This window comes from Chryseobacterium sp. WG23, from assembly GCF_024586575.1.
In the GTDB taxonomy this organism is placed as follows: Bacteria; Bacteroidota; Bacteroidia; order Flavobacteriales; family Weeksellaceae; genus Chryseobacterium.
This window is the reverse complement of the sequence record NZ_JALCZE010000013.1, coordinates 23,174-42,599: the sequence shown is the minus strand read 5'-3', so window position 1 is coordinate 42,599 and position 19,426 is coordinate 23,174. Positions and strand designations below refer to the sequence as shown.

At 36.3% G+C, this 19,426-nt stretch carries 17 protein-coding genes; 11 read left to right on the top strand and 6 right to left on the bottom strand.

Going from position 1 to position 19,426, the window contains the following annotated elements; translation table 11 throughout:
• Positions 1-102 precede the first annotated feature (102 nt).
• Entirely contained in the window at positions 103-891 is a 789-nt protein-coding gene (locus MP477_RS18800) for a hypothetical protein (protein ID WP_257191592.1), read from the top strand.
• 5 nt (positions 892-896) lie between these two features.
• Positions 897-1,283, top strand: a complete 387-nt coding sequence (locus MP477_RS18795; protein ID WP_257191591.1) for a hypothetical protein — start codon at positions 897-899, stop codon at positions 1,281-1,283.
• Between the two features lie 448 nt (positions 1,284-1,731).
• On the opposite strand, the gene MP477_RS18790 is transcribed toward MP477_RS18795, so the two are convergent.
• From MP477_RS18790 to MP477_RS18775, 4 genes are read right to left on the bottom strand one after another with little or no spacing between them, the layout of a single operon-like run.
• A complete protein-coding gene (locus MP477_RS18790) occupies positions 1,732-2,580 on the bottom strand; it encodes a thiopeptide-type bacteriocin biosynthesis protein (protein WP_257191590.1) in 849 nt (282 codons plus the stop codon).
• Positions 2,581-2,617: 37 nt separating this feature from the next.
• Positions 2,618-4,861: a lantibiotic dehydratase family protein gene (locus tag MP477_RS18785; protein ID WP_257191589.1), complete on the bottom strand. Its 2,244-nt coding sequence runs from the start codon at positions 4,859-4,861 to the stop codon at positions 2,618-2,620.
• Complete coding sequence (locus MP477_RS18780) at positions 4,862-7,063, bottom strand: prolyl oligopeptidase family serine peptidase (protein ID WP_257191588.1); 2,202 nt, start codon at positions 7,061-7,063, stop codon at positions 4,862-4,864.
• Between the two features lie 6 nt (positions 7,064-7,069).
• The gene (locus tag MP477_RS18775; RefSeq protein WP_257191587.1) at positions 7,070-7,267 is read right to left on the bottom strand and encodes a hypothetical protein; all 198 of its coding nucleotides are present in this window, start codon (positions 7,265-7,267) and stop codon (positions 7,070-7,072) included.
• Positions 7,268-7,463: 196 nt separating this feature from the next.
• Between MP477_RS18775 and MP477_RS18770 the strand changes: the two genes are divergently transcribed.
• The 4 genes from MP477_RS18770 to MP477_RS18755 all read left to right on the top strand — a co-directional run bounded on the left by MP477_RS18770 (position 7,464) and on the right by MP477_RS18755 (position 14,231).
• On the top strand, positions 7,464-9,254 hold the full coding sequence (locus tag MP477_RS18770) for a helix-turn-helix domain-containing protein (RefSeq protein ID WP_257191586.1): 1,791 nt from the start codon (positions 7,464-7,466) through the stop codon (positions 9,252-9,254).
• A gap of 229 nt (positions 9,255-9,483) precedes the next feature.
• Positions 9,484-11,241, top strand: a complete 1,758-nt coding sequence (locus tag MP477_RS18765) for an alkaline phosphatase (RefSeq protein ID WP_257191585.1) — start codon at positions 9,484-9,486, stop codon at positions 11,239-11,241.
• Between the two features lie 350 nt (positions 11,242-11,591).
• Positions 11,592-13,172 (top strand): Na+/H+ antiporter, encoded by a 1,581-nt coding sequence (locus tag MP477_RS18760; protein WP_257191584.1) that lies wholly within the window; start codon positions 11,592-11,594, stop codon positions 13,170-13,172.
• A 12-nt stretch (positions 13,173-13,184) separates the two neighbouring features.
• Positions 13,185-14,231, top strand: coding sequence for an MBL fold metallo-hydrolase (locus MP477_RS18755; RefSeq protein WP_257191582.1), 1,047 nt, complete (start codon positions 13,185-13,187; stop codon positions 14,229-14,231).
• A 79-nt stretch (positions 14,232-14,310) separates the two neighbouring features.
• Here the strand turns inward: MP477_RS18755 and MP477_RS18750 are convergent, their stop codons facing one another.
• A complete protein-coding gene (locus MP477_RS18750; protein WP_257191580.1) occupies positions 14,311-15,171 on the bottom strand; it encodes a DUF4822 domain-containing protein in 861 nt (286 codons plus the stop codon).
• Positions 15,172-15,362: 191 nt separating this feature from the next.
• Here MP477_RS18750 and MP477_RS18745 point away from each other — a divergent pair, with 191 nt between their 5' ends.
• From MP477_RS18745 to MP477_RS18730, 4 genes are all read left to right on the top strand, one after another.
• Complete coding sequence (locus MP477_RS18745) at positions 15,363-16,076, top strand: DUF434 domain-containing protein (protein WP_257191578.1); 714 nt, start codon at positions 15,363-15,365, stop codon at positions 16,074-16,076.
• 3 nt (positions 16,077-16,079) lie between these two features.
• Positions 16,080-16,730, top strand: a complete 651-nt coding sequence (locus tag MP477_RS18740; RefSeq protein WP_257191576.1) for a hypothetical protein — start codon at positions 16,080-16,082, stop codon at positions 16,728-16,730.
• A gap of 106 nt (positions 16,731-16,836) precedes the next feature.
• The gene (locus tag MP477_RS18735; RefSeq protein WP_257191574.1) at positions 16,837-17,130 is read left to right on the top strand and encodes a hypothetical protein; all 294 of its coding nucleotides are present in this window, start codon (positions 16,837-16,839) and stop codon (positions 17,128-17,130) included.
• A 15-nt stretch (positions 17,131-17,145) separates the two neighbouring features.
• Positions 17,146-17,931: a TatD family hydrolase gene (locus tag MP477_RS18730; RefSeq protein ID WP_257191572.1), complete on the top strand. Its 786-nt coding sequence runs from the start codon at positions 17,146-17,148 to the stop codon at positions 17,929-17,931.
• Between the two features lie 57 nt (positions 17,932-17,988).
• Here MP477_RS18730 and deoD read toward each other — a convergent pair whose 3' ends face one another.
• Complete coding sequence (deoD, locus tag MP477_RS18725; protein ID WP_257191570.1) at positions 17,989-18,699, bottom strand: purine-nucleoside phosphorylase; 711 nt, start codon at positions 18,697-18,699, stop codon at positions 17,989-17,991.
• 317 nt (positions 18,700-19,016) lie between these two features.
• Between deoD and MP477_RS18720 the strand changes: the two genes are divergently transcribed.
• Positions 19,017-19,406 (top strand): VOC family protein, encoded by a 390-nt coding sequence (locus MP477_RS18720; protein WP_257191569.1) that lies wholly within the window; start codon positions 19,017-19,019, stop codon positions 19,404-19,406.
• Positions 19,407-19,426: the final 20 nt, after the last annotated feature.

Below are 19,426 nucleotides of genomic sequence, written 5' to 3'. Positions count from 1 at the left end.
GGGCTTGATAGTGCTACCCAAACTGCCAACGAACTTGGAAGGTTTGGAACTGTTCTTGTACAGAGCGCAGCCCATGCTTTAGCACAGGGAACATTATCTTTAATGCAGGGCAATAGTTTTGGACAGGCTTTTATTGCCGGAGCTTTGGGAAGCTTAGGAGCCAGCGCATTCGGAGCCGTTGCTAAAGGGGTGGCCAATTCTGCCATAGGACAAATTACTTTTGGAGCTCTGGCAGGAGGTGCAGGCTCTGCCTTATCAGGAGGGAATTTCTGGGAAGGCGCTTTGATTGGCGGTACGGTAGCTGGGTTGAATCATGCGATGCATAAAATAGACAGCAACCTGTTTGACAATCCAAAACCCAAGAAGCGGGGGGCTACGTTCAGAATACCTAGATTGAGCAGTATCTCACCACAGGGTTCTGTTATGGCAATCATAACAGGACAAACCAGACATATTTTTGGACCGGATGCGATCTCTATCTCTCTCTATGGTCAAGTTTCGTCTGGAGTTAATATGTCCTTATCCGGAGGATTCATAATGACAATGAATGGGACTGAAATCTCCAGAATGTATGGTATAGAGGCCGGATTAGGAACCGTGAATGCAGGAGGAGGTGTGGTATATACCGAATACTATTGTGATTGCTCTGAAAATAAAATTAGTACGGGTTTATTTATGGGTAAAGGATGGTCTACAAATGTACAATTAGATGATATTGCAAAATTAGGATTTGGGGCTTCATATAGTACAGATAACAGATGGAAATTTAAAACTTATGGAATATCTGTAAGCTTTGGATTAGATTCAGTGCCAACTGGTGTTGATATTAATTTCAACAAGACAATGTCAGCCGACAGGTTTATTAAACTTAAATCAATATTTAATAAATAGAAAACATGAATTATCGTACAGTTTTAATGATAATAATTTCCTTTTTCACTACTTTAAGTTGTAAGGATAAAAATGGCAAAGATTTTCTTGATTTTAATGATTACTCATTTAACACAAATGTTGACGGAGAAGGAAGTTTTAATATAGGTTATGTTTTTAGTATTGATAAAAAAAGTTATATAGAAAAAGAGTATGATTTTGTGTATTACACAAAAGATTTGAATGAAAGAAAACTTTTAATACCAGGAAGCTTGGTTAATGATGAGTTTCCAATTTATTGGAGAGAAGTTAATCTTCCTTTTAAAATTATTAAGAGAGCAAATAGTGATACACTAGCAATAATTAAAACTAACAAAGAGTTTATATTTAAAAGAGTGAAAAATAATGATTAAATTATAAAGTGTTATAGTAAATCATCTCCCTTCACAAAATGAACAAATAATATTGAGGCTGACCTTTTTTGGACAGTCTCTTTTATTTTACAAAAACCTTTAACTTATATATTGGTTTTTTCTGGAAATTTTCTGGAAAAAAAATTCGACTCCCTTTATTTATGTGTAATTCCCCTTATCCCACACACCCCGACAAATCTTGAGGAGGAATCATCTCCCGCCAGTAAGAAAGGAAAATTTCGCAGGCAGTAATACAATCAAGGTGATAGCTGATGTACTATTGCTCACGATTCTTTTGTTCCTGGTGTTTTATCTAACTCAAAAATCAAAAACAATGGTTACAATTATCAACTAAAAAAAGAGAAAAAGAAGGCGGTACTGCATTCTATATTTTAGAAGCTTAGGAAGGTATTGAAATGGGTATGAGCCAAGCTACAAATCAGTTGTTCTACAAAGCCCGGAAGGCAACCGTTTTGTAATACCTGAATAAATAATCATAAACAATCATTTCAAACAGGCGTTGGTTGGAAATAAACATCCTGTTGATATTCATATGAAAAATACTTTGAAAGAATGTTTGCAATGAGGATTCTAAAGATTGACTTTCATGATGGTTGAGAATCGCTTGTAATGCGGAAGCACTTTCACTAATGGTGGAAATTATGGTACTTCTTTCCTCTGAAAATTTTTCAGACTGGATAAAATCTAAGAATAGGGGATTAAATTCCCGGTATTTCTTATCCAACTGGCTGTTAAGTTTTTTATCGGCTTTAAATTCCTTTTTAAATACTTCATTGAAATCTTTTATCCAATTCAGTTTTTCCTGGATCGGAAGGTTGAGCTGATGTAAGAGTTCATCAATATAAAAGAGACTGATCATAAGCTTTTCCTCATCGCTGTAATGAAGACATTCTAACGTAAACTCACTGTTTTTCCAGAATAAGGTTTCAGCTTCTTCTATCGTATTGCTGCCATACCTTTCCATTTCCCGGTGATAAATATCGATAAGGATATTTGAAATTTCTCCGCTGTTAATATATTCAGTGAGAGTATTATTGATTTTTTGGACAACTTCAGTATAATTTTCAGCTTGAGTAAGCTTTAATCTGAGCCTCAGATGCGGCTGTGGATCATTATAACGGATAAAAAACCATTGTGAAATTAAATTATTTTCTTTGAAGCAGGCCACGAGCAGTTCAATGGATTCCTCCAAAATAATGTCAGCTGTTTTTATTCCCGTATATATTTTAAAATACAGCCATTCACTTCCGGGAACAAACTTTCTTTTTACCATCATCCTTATCTTACATGTTTTTTATCTTTGCTCTTAACTCTTAACTCTTAACTCTCAACTCTTGGCTCTCACCCTCCCTATACATTGAAAATATAAACTGGTGCATAAAGTCAGTATTCTCGTTATACAGGAACTCCTCAATAACGATTGATTTTAATTTTTTAACGGTATCAATAAAAACGATCACCAGATCATAATTATCAAGATTAATAGTAAGCTTATTATCAGACTGTACCCATTGAATCCACTGAGGTATTTGCCTTTTATTTCTCCAGGATTTTATGCCGGATAATAATTGTTCTTTATTTCCTGTTTCATAGCTGCTCAATATTGAAAACTGAGTAAGCTCTTTTTCGGTAATTTTCCACCAGGCTTTTGAGAGAATTGAATTTTTATATTCCACTCTCGGTAAAAACTGATAGATACTTTTTAAATCTCCCCAGTTAAAACTAATGGAAGATCTTATATTTTGACGATTAAGATCACATAAAAAATGATAAACCGGCAATGGATTGGCGGAGTAATTATGTGAATTGGTCAGGTATGGTTTAATTTCTCTGTTCAGTTTTTTGGAACGCAAAACAATTCTATTATTTTTCAGGGAAATGTATAAATCATCAACACTTATCTGATTTTCTTCCGGCAAAACGGATTGTGCCAGGAAAGGGATTTCATAAGGGCGCAGTGTAGGCCTTCGGATTACATTTCCTATTCTTGCTTCGGGAAGATGGATGATTTCTGCCGAGATATAACCGGCATTAAGCTCCTGTTCTTTTTGTGCAATGCATTTTGTTAAATTTTGAACCTCAGATTTCTTTGAACAAAACCTTGCCAGAAGATTGGCTGCACTGCCTCCGCCTCCGCTGCTTAGGGAGAGCTTTTCCTGATTGTTTTCAGAGATAATTTCTGTGACAAAAGAAATTGTATCCGGCAGATCACTCCAGTTTTCCTCAAATTCTTCGAAATCCTTATCAGACAGATTAATTTTATATTGATTGTTGAGCAAGGCTTCCTGTACTTTTTCATTGAGAATTTGCTGAAGAGGATCCAGTTCAATTCTAAGGGTTGAGTGATGATGAGACGAAGAATAATCCAGGTTTTCAATATAAGGATGTAATCCCTTTGTAGCAATATCCTGCCTGTAACCGATTCCGATCTCTGTATCTAATACATAGGCCAATGGCATTTCCTGCTTTTCAAACCTTTCATAAAATGCTTTTTTAAACCTCTCCAGGTGGCTGTCCTTTTGGGGGAACTTAATTTTATTTAAAAAACTAACCGCTTCTTTTAATTCCTTTTTCCAGTATGGAGGTAAAATGAATTTTTCTTTGAAATAAAGGTCGGTCTGAAACAGGTATTTCTGATCATATTCTGTATTGAATAATGTAATTAAATCCTCAATTTCAGCATATAAAGAAACAGGGTTTCCGATAGTGGTATCTATGATATCCAGTTTGGCTTGTATAGAACTCAGAATTTCAGCTTCATTACTGATGCCTGTTTTTTGTAAAGTTCCGATGATGATATCTAAGAAATCTTTTCCGGATACATTAGGTTCCAATTCACTTACCAGAACCTGATTGTCAATTAATTCATTGATGAATTCCGCAGCTTCTTCCGATGTGATTTCTTCATTGATCAGAATGTCTGAAAGCTGCTGTATTGTTTTACCTTTTTTTGCACAATCTAATACATCCTGTAATTCATCAGAAAGCTGAGCTGATGAGATGATATACTCTCTTTTTCCGTGGGTATATTCGTATTCAACATAGCGGATTCTATTCCTGACTGTATAAATGCTGTTGTTAGGATAAAATAATAACTTATTTCTTATCTCCGGAGCTTTTACCAAATGACTGGAAAGGCCAACCAGAAAGTGCATGTCCAGCTGAGTTTCTCTCACAAGATGCTCACTTGTGAACTGATCTTTCCCATAAAATGGGTTGGGGCCTGTACAGAATTGTCCTACACCCACCTCCGTAAACAAACCAAAAGGAATAGAACGGGTGCTCATCCGGCTGTAATATTTCAGAAAGCTGTTTTCCAGTTTCTGATTTTCTTTCTGTGATTTATGCTGATTGAAGCTGAGCCAGCCATTCAGTTTTTTATGAAGATAGGGAGAGGCCAGATAAATGGCTTCCTGAAAAACAGGATCCGCATAGATTGATTTCAATGCACTCTTTTGGATTTCATCATTGCCTGCCATTTCAAGGAATTGCTTCCGTGAAAATAAGGGCGTACGAAAAACATACTCATCAAAAAAATGGTAAGGAAAACGAGACATCTACTTCTTTTTATCTTTTTGAGGCTGGTAATCAGGATGTCCCAGTTGCCAGAATGCAAACGCAAAGATATCCGAGAGGTTAGAATATCGCTGGGCTACCGGAATATTTGCACCATGGCCTCCTTCATAATCTATATTTAATAAAACAGGTCTTTTTGAAGTACTGCTTGCTAATAATTTAGATGCGAATTTTGTAGATTGCCACGGTGACACTCTTGGATCATTAATTCCGGCACAAAGTAAAACAGCAGGATATTTTTTACCTTTTTTAATATGTTCATAAGAGTCCATTTCTAATAGTCCTTTAAACTCAGTCGGATCACTTGGGTTTCCATATTCTTTGATGCTGGTTGCCTGAATTCCATTGTTCTCGAACCGGATCGTATTTAATACTCCGGATTCTATTATGGCAGCCTTAAACAGCTCTGGTCTTTCGGTCATGGCTCTTCCTATTGCAATGCCTCCTGCACTGGCTCCCCAGATTGCCAATTTTTCCGGTGACGTGAATTTCTGGTCAATAAGATATTCTGCACTGGCAATCAGATCTTTCCAGGTATTGGGTTTTTTATCTTTCTGTCCGTCAGTATGCCATTGTGCTCCTTTTTCTCCACCTCCTCTTACATGGGGAATAGCAACAATACCTCCCTGATTGACCCACAATAAGTAACTCTTAGCAAAAAAGGGTCTTGAAGACTCTCCAAAAGCTCCATAGCAATCTATAAGCACTGGATTTTTGCCGTTTTTCTTAGTGTTTTTGTTATAAATTAAGGATAAGGGAACCTCCGTTCCATCATAGGATTTTATAGAAAGTTCTTCTACAGTAATATCTTTAAATTCCGGGAAATCTATGTTTGGGACAAGATTTTCCTGAGTGAAAGTGTTGGTAGATAGGGTATACTTAAAACGCTCTTCTTCATTAGCCCATCCCGAACAATTGATCCATATATCAGAAAAATTCTTTCCTTTGGATTGTAGATCTATGCTGCCGGAAACATAGGGTAATTTGATGGTAATATCTTTTCCATTTTGATATAAATATAATTTAGCTTCCACCCCATTTTTGGTGGTCACATAATAAATACCATCTTTTGTAATAGTGTACTGCTTTATGACTTCATCTTTTTTTTCAGGAACCAGTATTTCAGGGTTTTTAAAATCCCTGGTGGTCATATTGGTTTTACACAACTTATAATTGGATGAGTTATATCCTGATAAAAAATAAATGTCATTTCCTGCTAGTCTTATTGAAAATGCTTTACTTTCTTTATCATACAAAGGTTTCCAATTATTTTTTCCCTGTAATAATTCTTTCTTTTCAATAAAAAATGTTTTCCTGAAATTCTCTGCATCTACCAAAATTCCTATGTAATGCTGATCTTCACGGTTGAAAGAAAGGATGGCAGGATAATCTGTGCTGCTGATTTTCAGATCAGGATTATGGGTACCTGAAAAAACATCATTAAGCTTTTTAGGATCTTCGCCAATTCTATAAAGTATAGCCTGGGTGTTTTTTCTGAAATCTTTAGACTGCAGATCTACCACCGGATAATAGGTATAGAAGAAGCCACTGTTATCATCAAGCCATTTTATTCCTCCAATGCTGGCAGGATTTGTATTAGTGATGGTTTGTGGATAAATAGTTTTTTTATCCACATCCATCACAATTACTTCAGATAATTCTTTACCTCCCTGGGTTAAAGAAATGGCCACTTTACTTCCATCCCAACTGGGACTTGCAAGATTGATGACAAAATTGCCCGTCTTGGGAGTGCCTGTCGTTTTCCTGGAGGAAACAAAATTGGCGGGGTCATAAAGTAAATTTTCTTGCCCGTTAAATCCATTTCTGTAATAAACCTTAGCGGTTTTTTCTCCAACATTTCTTTTTAAATAAAAATATTTATCATTTTCCGTTACTTTTAAATCATATAAGGAATATCCTTCTCTCTTATCAAACTCTAACCTTTTATTTAGATAATAATTTCTATTAGGAATAGCGCTTAATACTGAAGCTGTAAAATCTGACTGGGATTTCATCCAGCCAATTACTTTAGGATCCTGTAAATTTTCTAAATTCCTGTATTCATCTATTATTTTTGTGCCAAAATAATTGTCTGTAGCAGGAACAGACGGAGCCAGATTACTTAATTGTGCTTTGAAAGATGTTGTTAAAAGAAGAGAAGTGAGAAATATTTTATATTGCATAAGAAATTATTTTGTAAGAACAGGTGGTGGTATCCCCAGGCTATCATCAATGATGCTTCCATCATCGCCATTCACACAACCGTCAATGTGCTGCAGGTGGCTGTTGTTACCATAGCCGCCATGTACTTTGTTGAGATTGTCAATTTTTGCCATCTGTAATTTTTTTAAAGATAGTTTCTTTTTTGTTTCTTTCTTATTTTTCATTTTAAAATTGTTTATGTAGCTGTTTACAAATAAAGCTATTTTTTCTCTATGTTGGGAAAAAGTATGTATAAATTCATGAATTTATAATTTTTATACTTATTTTAATAAATTGATTTACAGTGTTTTATAATGATTTTTTTAAATTTTTATAAGACTCTCATTTTTAAATAATATTTTTGTAAAAAATGGGATGCAGATGTTGAAAATTAAGCTGCTTTTATTGTTAAGTGTGTTGTGTAATGTAATGTATGCACAGACGGGTAATGCTGAGAATATTCAAAAGAGTGTTTTAAAAGATTATACCTATCAGGAATTGGAAAAAAAATTCTATGAAACTAAACCTGAAGATGTAAAAAGTAAAAGAGATATAGCAAAATACTATCTCCAAAAAGCCAAAGAAGAAAAAGATGAAGTTCAGATTGCGGAGGCATATGTCATGTTACATGTTGATGAATCTTTACCCAATGCATTAAAGTATCTGGATAGTCTGCAGTCTGTTACCAAAAAATCCAAAGAAATTTATTATCCCGCCAGAACGTATTTATTACGAGGGAATTTATATTTTAAATCTGATAACCTTCAGGCTGCACTGAATAATTATGTCCTGGGTCTGAAATACGCGAAAGAAAAAGGATATAAAAGGCAGATTGCCATGGCTGAGATCAGTATTGCCTATTTGAAAAATTATATTGGAAAGCATGCTGAAACAGCTAAGACCCTTAGATATTATCTGTATAATGCTGATTATATGAATGAGAGTGAGCATACCATTCTTAGATTAAATTTAGCAGATGCTTATATAGAAATCAATAAAATGGATTCTGCATATATGTTGATACAGGATGGATTACTGGCCGCTAAGAAAAGCAAAAACGTATATGCTTACCATCAGAATTTGGGTTTATTAGGCTATTATAATTTAAAATTAAAAAAATATAACGTAGCCATTGAAAATTTATTGAAGTGTAAAAACTTCTTTTTCACTGCAAGCTATCCCAGCAAGAGAAATCAAAATTATACTCTTTTAAACTTAGGAAAGGCCTATGCGGGATTGCAGGAAAGCAATAAAGCAATAGAGAATTTTGCAAAAATAGACTCTATGGTGCTTAAAACAAACTATGTTTTTCCTGAGCTTAGAGAAGTGTATACCTACCTTATTGATCATTATAAAGAGAAAAAAGATAAGGAGAAACAGCTTTATTATGTTGAAAGATTTTTAGATGTCGACAAGGTGTTGGATACCCGTTTCCGGTACATATCAAGAGAGCTACCAAGAAGGTATGACACCCCTAATCTGTTACAGGAAAAAGAGAGTATTATCAAAGAACTCAAACAGAGAAAAATATTCCTTTATATAGTGCTGGGAATCTTAGTGATAGTTCTTTTATTATTTGTGAATTTTTATTTTAAATATAAAAATGCTGAAAAAAAATACAGAAAGATTGCTCAGGATTTAATTCAGTCCGTTAACGAAAATAAGAAAGAACCAGAGGCAGAAATACAAAAAGAAGAAGTAGTACCGGATATTGTCTTACCACAAAATACAGAAAATACAGAAAATGTAGAAAATACAGAAGATAAAACAACGAAAACAATTTCCGAGGATATAACACAAAGTATTCTGAAAGAGCTCGATATTTTTGAAAAGAAAGAACAGTTTTTAAACAGGGGAATCACGTTGGGAACGCTGGCAAAAAAAATAAAGACAAATTCTAAATATTTGTCAGAAGTAATCAATACCCATAAAGGGAAAAATTTCGCAGCTTATCTTAATGATCTCCGTATTGATTACGCGATCAGCAGATTGGCAAGGGACAGAAGATTCCGGTCTTATAAAATACCTTTTATTGCAGAAGAATTAGGATACAACAATGAGCAGGCTTTCACCTTGGCTTTCAAAAAAAGAACGGGAACTCCGCTATCCATCTATTTAAAGGAAATTGAAAAGACGGTAAATGAAACAAAGGATAATCCAGATGTAGTATAATAACCTTTTGGAATGTATGCGATTCAGTATTCATAGATTTGAAGAAATGACCCCGAAAAAAACAAGCACTTACAGAAATGTGAGTGCTTTGTTTTTTTTTAATGGGGACTTATCATTCCTTGAAACAGATAAAATTCGAATTAAACGTATGTTTAAAAAACCATAAAGAATAATTAAAACTGAGTTAACAGCCTTCTTGCTCAGATAACGTTGTTTTGCAGAAAAAATAATGATGGAAAACAACAACCCGATCAACAGGAGGAGATTTCTTAAAAATTCATTGCTGGCAGCAGGAGGAATTTTTATCGCTCCTTTAATTGAAAGCTGTACAGATAATGATTTTACCGATACCAATGAAAATGCTCCCACCGATCTTAAAAATGCAGGCTTTGAATCCGGAGTAGCCAGTTTCGATCCTACTGCAGCAGGAATTATTATCTGGACAAGATACTCTACAGGCATTGATGCTGAAATTACCTGGGAAATAAGTAAAAACAGCAGTTTCTCGGAAGTTTTGAGAAGAGGCAAGGCGATGTCTACATCCGTTAATGATTTTACTGTAGCTGTAGACGTACAGAATATTCCGTCAAATACTAAGTTTTACTATAGATTTTATAATATTACAACCAAAGAAGCTTCTGTTGTTGGAGAAACCCTTACATTACCATCAAAAACAGATACTGTAAGCGAAGTGAAAATGGCGGTAGTATCCTGTTCTAATTTTCCTGCAGGGCTTTTTAATGTATATGGTGCTATTGCCCAATCAGAAGCCGATGTAGTGGTACACCTTGGAGACTATATTTACGAATATGCTCCGGGACAATATGGTACCAATCCTTATACCAACCAACTTGGCAGAGCCCATAAACCGGCCAGAGAAATCCTGAGTCTTAACGATTACAGGGAAAGATACAGACAGTACAGGGGAGATAAAAATCTTCAGCTTCTTCATCAGAAAAAGCCCTTTATCTGCGTATGGGATGATCATGAATTTGCGAATGACACCTACAAATCCGGAGCTGAAAATCATCAGCCTAATGAAGGGGATTTCCAGGCCAGAAAAATGGCAGCTTTCCAGGCTTACAGTGAGTATATTCCTTTGAAAACAGGAAAAGATCTGAAAATTTACAGAAGTTTCCAGTTCGGAAATATTGTTTCCCTTTACATGATGGATACAAGGGTAATCGCAAGAGATAAACAGATGGAATATTCGGATTATCTGGATAATGCCGGAAATTTTAATCAGGCCCAGTTTACAACAGATTTTTTGAGCACCGGCAGAAAACTGATCGGAAGCGAGCAGATGTCATGGCTGAGTTCTCAGATCAATGGTAACACTGCAAAATGGCAGGTATTGGGGCAGCAGATCCTTATGACAAAAATGATGGTTCCTGCCGAACTCCTGATGTTACTGAACCAGATTCTTGCAGAAATAAAACAGCACGGAAGTGCACAGCCGGCAACCATGCTGGCACTTCAGACTACAATTACCCAATTGATTGTTTTGAAAACAAGATACAAACAACAGGACCCAACCCTTACACCGCAGGAAATTGCAAGAATTACTACTACACTACCTTATAATTTAGATGCATGGGATGGATATTTTATGGAAAGGGAACAATTATATTCTCTTCTTGCCGGGAAAAAAGTAGTGGTACTGGCAGGGGATACTCATAATGCATGGTTGGGAACACTGAAAGACGCGCAGGGAAATCACATTGGGACAGAGCTGGCCTGTAGTTCGGTTTCTTCTCCGGGGCTTGAAGGATATCTGGGAATCTCATCTGACCCTGCAAAAGCTGTAGAATTGGCTCAGGCATTTTCAATGTTGATAGACGATCTGGATTATGCCAATCTTTATAAAAGAGGATATCTGCATGTAAAATTTACTTCCGGAAGTTCTCTGGCAGAATGGAGATTTGTAGACAATATAATTTCCGATACTTACAATACTGTTACCGAAAAAACATTTACAATCGTATAATTTTAATCATAGTTTTAGTAGAACAAATCTTATTTTCAATTTTGTATTAAGAGCTGCAGCACGCTACTGTAGCTCTTTTATATTAATGTTTTTTGTATCTTAAACAGCTGCAGGAGGATATAATGAAAGAATTTTTACCCCTGATTTCGAAACTTCAGACCAAACTTGCATATAGACTCCTGGGTTTATTCTGTATGCAGTATCAATCCTGTAGATTTTACATTCGAACATTTCTTGGTATGGCAGTATGAAATTTCCATATTGAATGCTTATATTTATTTTAAAATCAAATTAGAGACATCATATTTCTCAAAAATGATATCATTTGGTTTACAAATAATTAAAAAGCAATGGTGGAAGATTTTATTTATTACTTAGGATTGGTTCTGGTGATTATCGGTGCGATAATGCTGGCCAATCGTTTAAAAATTGCCTATCCTATTATATTGGTTATTGCAGGATTACTGATCAGCTTCATTCCCGGATTACCCGCTATAAAGATTGATCCTGAGCTTATATTTATCATTTTTCTGCCTCCGCTTTTATATGAAGCAGCGTTTGCGGTCTCATGGAAGGAAATATGGAAACTGAGGCGCATCATTACCAGCTTTGCCTTTATTGTTGTTTTCCTTACTGCAATATCTGTAGCTTTTGTGGCCAATTCATATATTCCGGGGTTTTCATTAGCCTTGGGTTTTGTCTTGGGAGGAATTGTTTCACCACCCGACGCTGTAAGTGCAGGAGCTATTTTAAAATTTGTAAAAGTCCCTAAAAATGTATCCACTGTGCTGGAAGGAGAAAGCCTGTTCAATGACGCCTCTTCACTAATCATTTTTAGATTTGCCATGGTAGCGGTAGCTACAGGGCAGTTTATATGGCAGGATGCCGTACTCAGTTTTGGATGGATGGTATTTGGAGGCCTCGGAATAGGCGTTGTATTGGCTTTTATCTTTCTTAAAATTGAAAAAATATTCCCTACCGATGTCAATATGGATGCCATACTCAGTTTAGTAGCACCCTATGTTATATATATTGCTGCTGAAGAAGTGCACTCCTCCGGTGTGCTGGCTGTAGTGAGTGGCGGACTCTTTCTTTCTGTAAGAAGACATGAAGTTTTCAGAACTTCAGAATCCAGACTGAGAGGCTCCAATGTATGGGAAAGCTTTGTATTCCTGATTAACGGAATTGTTTTTCTGCTGATAGGGCTGGATCTTCCCGAAATTATGGTAGGCCTGAATAAAGAAGGAATAAGCCTGTCCGAAGCAGTAAGCTATGGATTGCTGGTTACAGCAGTACTGATTATTGTCCGCTTCCTGGCTTCTTTTGGTGCCGTATTTATAACTTTGATTATGCGGAATTTTATCAATGTAGCAGACAGAGATCCCGGAATGAAAGCCCCGGTCCTAATGGGCTGGACCGGTATGAGGGGTGTGGTTTCTTTAGCCGCTGCATTATCTATTCCCGTTGTCATGGAAAACGGACAGCCTTTTCCTCATCGTGACCTTATCCTGTTCATTACATTTGTAGTCATTTTGGTTACTTTAATCCTTCAGGGACTGACCTTACCAACACTGATAAAGAAACTGGATTTATCCGATTCCAATGGAGGATATATGTCTGAAGACGAATCAGAACGTTTTTTGAAAAAAGAAATGCGCGGAGTTGCCTTCAGGTATCTGGATGAAAACTATAAAGAAAAGAGAAATGAAAATGAATACTTCAATAAACTGATGGATCGCTGGGAGCAGGAAGATAAGGAAGATTCAGTTCATAAGCTGTCTGATGAAGCTAAAGAAATCTATTTTGAAACTTTGGAGCAACAGAGAATCTGGCTTCGGGAAGAAAACAGACGTAACCCGAATATTGATGAAGAATATATAAGACATTATCTGACAAGATTGGATATGGAAGAAGAAAGACTTAGGATGTAAAAAAAAAATACAATGAACTTAGTAAAACAACTGGGGCAATTCCCCGATGAAAAAAGAAAAGAATATTTCAGTACACTTTCCAATTATAACAATGGAAAGTTTCAAAATATACTGATAACACCGGCTTTGTTGGAAGGGGAAAGTATGACCAAAGCTCTTCTCGGAAGTCTGTGTAAAATAGAAAACACATCACCCGGAACTGCACTTCCGTTTGTAGTAACAGATCTTAAAAACCTGCAGCCTGACGAAAATGTTCTCGTTTGGTTTGGGCACAGCTCTTATTTCATACAGATTGATGGCAAAAAATTTTTGATAGATCCTGTTTTCAGTGGAAATGCCTCTCCCATGCCGGGGTCTATAAAAGCATTTCCGGGAGCAGATTATTATAAACCGGAACATATGCCGGATATAGACTTCCTTATTATTTCCCACGATCATTGGGATCACCTGGATTATAAAACCGTTCAGGCTTTAAAAAATAAAGCAGGAAAAGCAATCTGTGGCTTGGGAACCGGCCAGCACTTTGAATATTGGGGCTGGTCACCAGAGAAAATTGTGGAAAAAAACTGGTGGGAAAGTATGGATATTGCAGAAGGTTTCAGAATTACTCTCACTCCGGCAAGGCATTTCTCAGGAAGGCTGCTGAACCGTAATATCTCACTCTGGACCTCCTTTGTGTTGAAAACACCTACAAAGAACCTTTTTCTAGGTGGCGACAGTGGCTATGGCAGCCATTTTACAGAAATTGGAGAAAAATACGGACCATTCGATTTAGCAGTAATGGAATGTGGACAATACAATGAAAAGTGGCCCTATATTCACTCCTTACCCGAACAGATCATTACAGAAGTGAAAGAACTGAAAGCAAAAAATTTCATTCCTGTACACAATTCAAAATTTAAATTAGCTCAGCACGCCTGGTACGAACCGCTTGAGCAGGTTTCAAAATATGCCCAAGAACATCAGCAGCCAATTACATTACCTGTTATGGGTGAAAAAGTGAACTTAGATAAGCTGGACACCACAGACTGGAAGAATTGGTGGGAAGACTATATCTGATATTTCCTGTACATCACTAATTAAAATAAAAACCTGCCCATACTGAGCAGGTTCTTCCTTATTATCAAAAAAATAACCACTACTGAGGTTCATTATGGGTAACCTTAGTATGGATAATATCATAAAATACAGAAGGATTAGCCGCATCAGGGATAATTCTGTAGGTGAAAGTAGTCTCATTCAGGGTAAGAATATCTACCACCCTGGTAAAAATAACAGCTCCGGTAGCGGGATTGATTCCAATAAGTGTTCTCTTCTTCCCGTCAGCAGAAATAGACCATTTCCCCTGGGATCTGAAAACATCATCCAATCCTACAATTTTGAATGTTCCATTGGCTCTGAAATAAGAATATCCTACATATCCGGCTACACTGGCATTGGTTAATGCTACATTATTTCCGTCTTTATCTTTAGCACCTGTAGTTTCCCACGGAGTAGAAGCTAAAGTAAGCTGTCCGTTGTCCGGTTCGGCATGAGATGTTCTTGTATGGATGATGTCATAATAAAGAGATGGATCTGCTGAACTAGGATATATTCTGTAGGTAAATTCATTCTTATTAAGGACAAGAATATCAACATCGCGGGTGAAGATAGTAGAACCGTCCGGATTAAGCGCTGCAATAGTTCTTTTTTTACCTTGCGCATCTACAGACCAGGTTCCTCTTGATCTCAAGATATCATCCAGTCCGTAAATAGCAAATTTTCCATCTGCTTTGAAATAAGCAAAACCTACATATCCGGCTACACTGGCATCAGTTAGTGCTACATTATTCCCATTTTTATCTTTGGCCCCTGTAGTTTCCCATGGAGTGGAAGACAGAACCTGTGAGGGAGTTTGCTGTTCTATAATAATTTCGTCATCGTTATCAGAACATGATACAAAAGATGCTGTTAAAAGCATTGCTGCGCACAGATAACATAGTTTTTTCAGTGTATTCATAAGGGTATTTTTAAGTCTTTGCAAACTTATCCCTAATCAACACCAAAACATTGTATAAAGTATCTCTTTTGTTGTAGGAAATATAACAGATGGATGATAAAATAAACAAAATGATATTGTTGTACTCTTGCCGAAAAATTCTTTTGGAAAAGTTTATAGACGAAAAACCTTCAAAAATTCTATTTTTGAGTATGAATAACAGAAACCGGGGAAAAAATACAGGTGACGATAACCTGTTCGGTTCAGAAAAACAGGTCAACACAATGAGAATGGCTGTTCAGGATATGCAGTATTTGCTGACAAGAGGTTATGCGGAAAAAGCAGGATCAGAACTTGTAGGCAACAGATATAGATTAAAGACCAGACAAATACAGGCTTTACGGGGTGCATCAGCTTCCGGTATGCAGATCCATGAGAGAAATTTAAAACAACTGAACGTTTCAGCATTAAAAGACAGAATAATTTACCTTGATGGGTTTAATGTATTGATTTTGTTGGAAAGCCTGCTTTCCGAAGCTTATATTTTCGAAGGCGCAGACGGTTGTTTTCGAGACCTTTCCGGAATTCACGGAACTTATAAAAGAGTTAATCAGACGTTGAAAGCTGTAGAATTGGTAGCTTCTTTCTTTCAAAAAAATAAAATCCAAAAGCTGATCTGGGTTTTTGATCAGCCGGTATCCAACAGTGGAAGAGTAAAACAGATGATCCTTGATTTTGCTTTCGAAAACAAACTGAATTGGGAGTGTGAACTTCAGTTCAATCCGGATAAATTTCTGGCAGAAAATGCAGAAATCATTATTTCTGCTGATGCCTGGATTTTAGATCACTGTAAACAATGGTTTAATCTTACCGGATATTTGATTCAGGAAGAATTGCTTTCTGTCAATCTTATAAAAACATCGTAAAGAATGAAGATGTTTGAAAAATATATTCCTTTTATTTCAGATTCCTGGAAAGAAAAATATCAGGCTATTTTAGAAGAAGAACATGTGAAAAACCTGGAAAAAAACATCCGGGCCTATAAAGAAAATAGGCTGGATTGGGATCTGCCTTATTTTAATGAAGAAGTAAAAATTAACCGTCATGACATTTTTGATAGGTTTATTCACTTATTAGAAAGCAATGATCCTGCTGAGGTTAAAGCAACAAAATTAGAAGAAACTCCCTTTGAAGATTGGCTTATTGTTTTGGGGCAAAGGCTTACCCCGGCAAGCATCCGTGATGAGAATGCTATTCCTCCTCTCCATCAAGTATTTATTAATGCATGCAGAGAGCCTTTTAACAGTGAAATCACCATTGCCCAGAGAGCCTGGGAAAAACACACCGGAAGAATGGATGATCATTTTTGGGGCGAAGTCAAAGGCAATAACCAGCAGAAGCAGGAAAAGGTAATGAAGAAAATCTGCTATATTCTCGAAAACCAAACCTGGTGGAATGTATTTTTTCATTATAAACAGGGTTTAGTCTTTGAAATCAGGGAAAAAGAAGGCCACGGAATCCGGTGGAGCCACGGGGGAACAAAACTGATTGGCTTTCTGGAAAGATTTATCAATGAATAAGTTTTTTACCGCGTAAAAAGATTGCGCTGTTAACAGATAATTTTGCGGAAATTAAATAGCGATTATATATGTTGATGATCATTTTTATTCAATAACCATGAGGAATATGTACAACAAAGGAGATTTCAGAGCTGGAGAAGAGGGTAAAATTTCCCGTGAATTACAGAAATATGGGAATAAAAAATGGCGGAGGACCGAAAAATCTGCTATCGAAGATCATTTGAAAGAAGAAGTACGTTTCCTGAAAACTAAAAAAAACCGTAGAAAAACCATATGGGTCAAAATAACAAAAGAAATTAACGGATTGAAGCGCTCTGATTATAAAAGGTTTTACAGAAAAAGAATTGAAAGATGCTGTGAAAAACCAATATGTAACAAGATATTTTTATATGAAAAATAATAAAACAAAAAAGAAATGAATACCTACATTGATATTGGCATTAATCTGACCAATAAACAGTTCTATAACGAACATGACGAAATTATCAACCGTGCTCTGGATAATGGAGTAGAGCATATGATCCTCACGGGAACAAGCGTACGGGGAAGTAGAGAATCTGCAGAAATAGCAGAAGACTATCCGGACATTTTATTTTCTACAGCAGGAATCCATCCTCATGATGCCAAATCTTTTAATAACGAAAGCATCAGTGAACTGAGAAAACTTTTACAACAGGAACATGTCATCTCAGTAGGAGAATGCGGACTGGATTTTGACCGTGACTTCTCCCCAAGACCTGTTCAGGAAAAATGCTACAGAGCTCAGCTAGAATTGGCGATTGAAGTGGATAAGCCTCTTTTCCTTCATGAAAGATCAGCTTTTAAAAGATTTAATGATATTACAGATGAATATCTTTCCCAATTACCGGAAGCAGTAGTTCATTGCTTTACCGGAACTTTGGATGAAGCAAAAAAATATCTGGACAAAGGATTTTACTTAGGTTTTACCGGAGCAGTTAGCGATGAGAAAAGATTTAAACAACTGGAAGATGTTATTAAATATGTTCCCCTCGACAGGATGATGATTGAAACAGATGCCCCTTTCATGCTCCCGAAGAATATGCCGAGAATTCAGAACAGACGGAACGAACCTTCATTTTTACCCTATGTGGCGCAAACCATAGCCCATCTGAAAAAAATAAGTATTTCCGAGGTTGCAGATGAAACCACAGAAGCTGCGAAGAAGTTTTTCAGGCTATAAAAAAGAGCTCTACTGATACAGTAAAGCTCTTTTTTTATTTCTTAAGCGAATTCGCTTTTACAGACTTTTCAATGCTGATTCCAAAGCCAGTTCCATCATTGGGTTCAGGGCTTTCTCTCTTTCGTCAGCAGAAATTTTTTCATGCGTTGGGATAATGTCAGTTACCGTAAGGATAGTAGCTGCATTTTTTCCTAAATGCTGAGCATTCGCAAACAATCCGAAAGCTTCCATTTCCACTGCCGGACAATTGTATTTTGTGGCAATAGCAGGAGTCTCAGGATCTTTTCTGTAGAAAATATCACTACTGTGTATATTGATTGCTTTTGCGTTTAAGGATAATTCTTTAGAAGTTTCATTAATGGTGTTGAAGATATTTCCCTGGTGAGGAAGAATCTCATCTTCAATTCCCCATGCATATTTAGCATACGTACTTTCGCTGGCTGCGTTTTCAATATTTAAAATATCAAAAAGCTTAAGATCTGTAGTATAAGCACCACAAGTTCCAATTCTGATGATAGTATCTACCTCATACTCTGTGAATAGCTCAAAAGAATAGATTCCAATACTTGGAAAGCCCATTCCACTTGCTCCTACCGTGATTTCTTTACCCTTATAAAGACCTGTATAATAAAATATACCTCTGGTTTTACTTACCAGTTTTGCATTTTCTAAATAATTTTCAGCAATATACTGTGCACGAAGCGGATCCCCCGGCTGCAATACTACTTTAGCAATTTCTCCTTTGTTGGCACTGATGTGAATACTCATAATTTTATTTTGACAGATGCAAAGATAATAACTTTTAGATTGTATGTGATATTACTATGAGTGAAACAACGAAGCCTTCTCATGAAAAAATAATACATAAAATGGTATATATAAGTATTTTGAATGCAGTTTTGTATAACGTCTGTTGAAAACTTCATATTGAGTGAGCCTGTACTCATTAGAACATGAGCTTTTAATGATTTTCAGCATGAGTTTTTACCTTTTGTAAATACAGAACAAGAATAGAATAACAGAGAGCAGATATGGCAACGTGGAGCCAGCTAATTTTGCCATGCAATAGTTAAAAATATAGAAAAATGAAAATTGAACACCTTGCCGTCTGGGTAAAAGATCTTGAAAAAACTAAAGAATTCTATCAGAAATATTTTGGAGCTGTTTCCAACGAAAAATACCATAATCCTGTTAAAAATTTTGAATCGTATTTTCTGAGTTTTGAGACTGGCTGCCGTCTTGAAATTATGACAAGACCCGATATTAAAGAAAATACAGGATCTTATGATTCCCAACAGTTTGGAATTATCCATCTGGCATTTGCTGTCGAAACTAAAGAAAAGGTAAATGAACTTACAGAACTCCTGAGAAAAGATGGCTATACCATCGCCGGAGAGCCAAGAACTACAGGTGACGGCTATTATGAAAGTGTTATTCTTGATCCGGAAGACAATATTGTTGAAATAGTAGCCTGATATGATCATTGCAAAAGCTT

Bases quoted from the DNA above. Each gene is read 5' to 3' on its own strand.
- MP477_RS18760 (WP_257191584.1), top strand. From the start codon at position 11,592: ATGGTGGAAGATTTTATTTATTACTTAGGATTGGTTCTGGTGATTATC.
- MP477_RS18790 (WP_257191590.1), bottom strand. From the start codon at position 2,580: ATGATGGTAAAAAGAAAGTTTGTTCCCGGAAGTGAATGGCTGTATTTT.
- deoD (WP_257191570.1), bottom strand. From the start codon at position 18,699: ATGAGTATTCACATCAGTGCCAACAAAGGAGAAATTGCTAAAGTAGTA.
- MP477_RS18755 (WP_257191582.1), top strand. From the start codon at position 13,185: ATGAACTTAGTAAAACAACTGGGGCAATTCCCCGATGAAAAAAGAAAA.
- MP477_RS18740 (WP_257191576.1), top strand. From the start codon at position 16,080: ATGAAGATGTTTGAAAAATATATTCCTTTTATTTCAGATTCCTGGAAA.
- MP477_RS18775 (WP_257191587.1), bottom strand. From the start codon at position 7,267: ATGAAAAATAAGAAAGAAACAAAAAAGAAACTATCTTTAAAAAAATTA.
- MP477_RS18795 (WP_257191591.1), top strand. From the start codon at position 897: ATGAATTATCGTACAGTTTTAATGATAATAATTTCCTTTTTCACTACT.
- MP477_RS18745 (WP_257191578.1), top strand. From the start codon at position 15,363: ATGAATAACAGAAACCGGGGAAAAAATACAGGTGACGATAACCTGTTC.
- MP477_RS18770 (WP_257191586.1), top strand. From the start codon at position 7,464: ATGTTGAAAATTAAGCTGCTTTTATTGTTAAGTGTGTTGTGTAATGTA.
- MP477_RS18750 (WP_257191580.1), bottom strand. From the start codon at position 15,171: ATGAATACACTGAAAAAACTATGTTATCTGTGCGCAGCAATGCTTTTA.
- MP477_RS18735 (WP_257191574.1), top strand. From the start codon at position 16,837: ATGTACAACAAAGGAGATTTCAGAGCTGGAGAAGAGGGTAAAATTTCC.
- MP477_RS18730 (WP_257191572.1), top strand. From the start codon at position 17,146: ATGAATACCTACATTGATATTGGCATTAATCTGACCAATAAACAGTTC.
- MP477_RS18780 (WP_257191588.1), bottom strand. From the start codon at position 7,063: ATGCAATATAAAATATTTCTCACTTCTCTTCTTTTAACAACATCTTTC.
- MP477_RS18720 (WP_257191569.1), top strand. From the start codon at position 19,017: ATGAAAATTGAACACCTTGCCGTCTGGGTAAAAGATCTTGAAAAAACT.
- MP477_RS18800 (WP_257191592.1), top strand. From the start codon at position 103: ATGCAGGGCAATAGTTTTGGACAGGCTTTTATTGCCGGAGCTTTGGGA.
- MP477_RS18765 (WP_257191585.1), top strand. From the start codon at position 9,484: ATGATGGAAAACAACAACCCGATCAACAGGAGGAGATTTCTTAAAAAT.
- MP477_RS18785 (WP_257191589.1), bottom strand. From the start codon at position 4,861: ATGTCTCGTTTTCCTTACCATTTTTTTGATGAGTATGTTTTTCGTACG.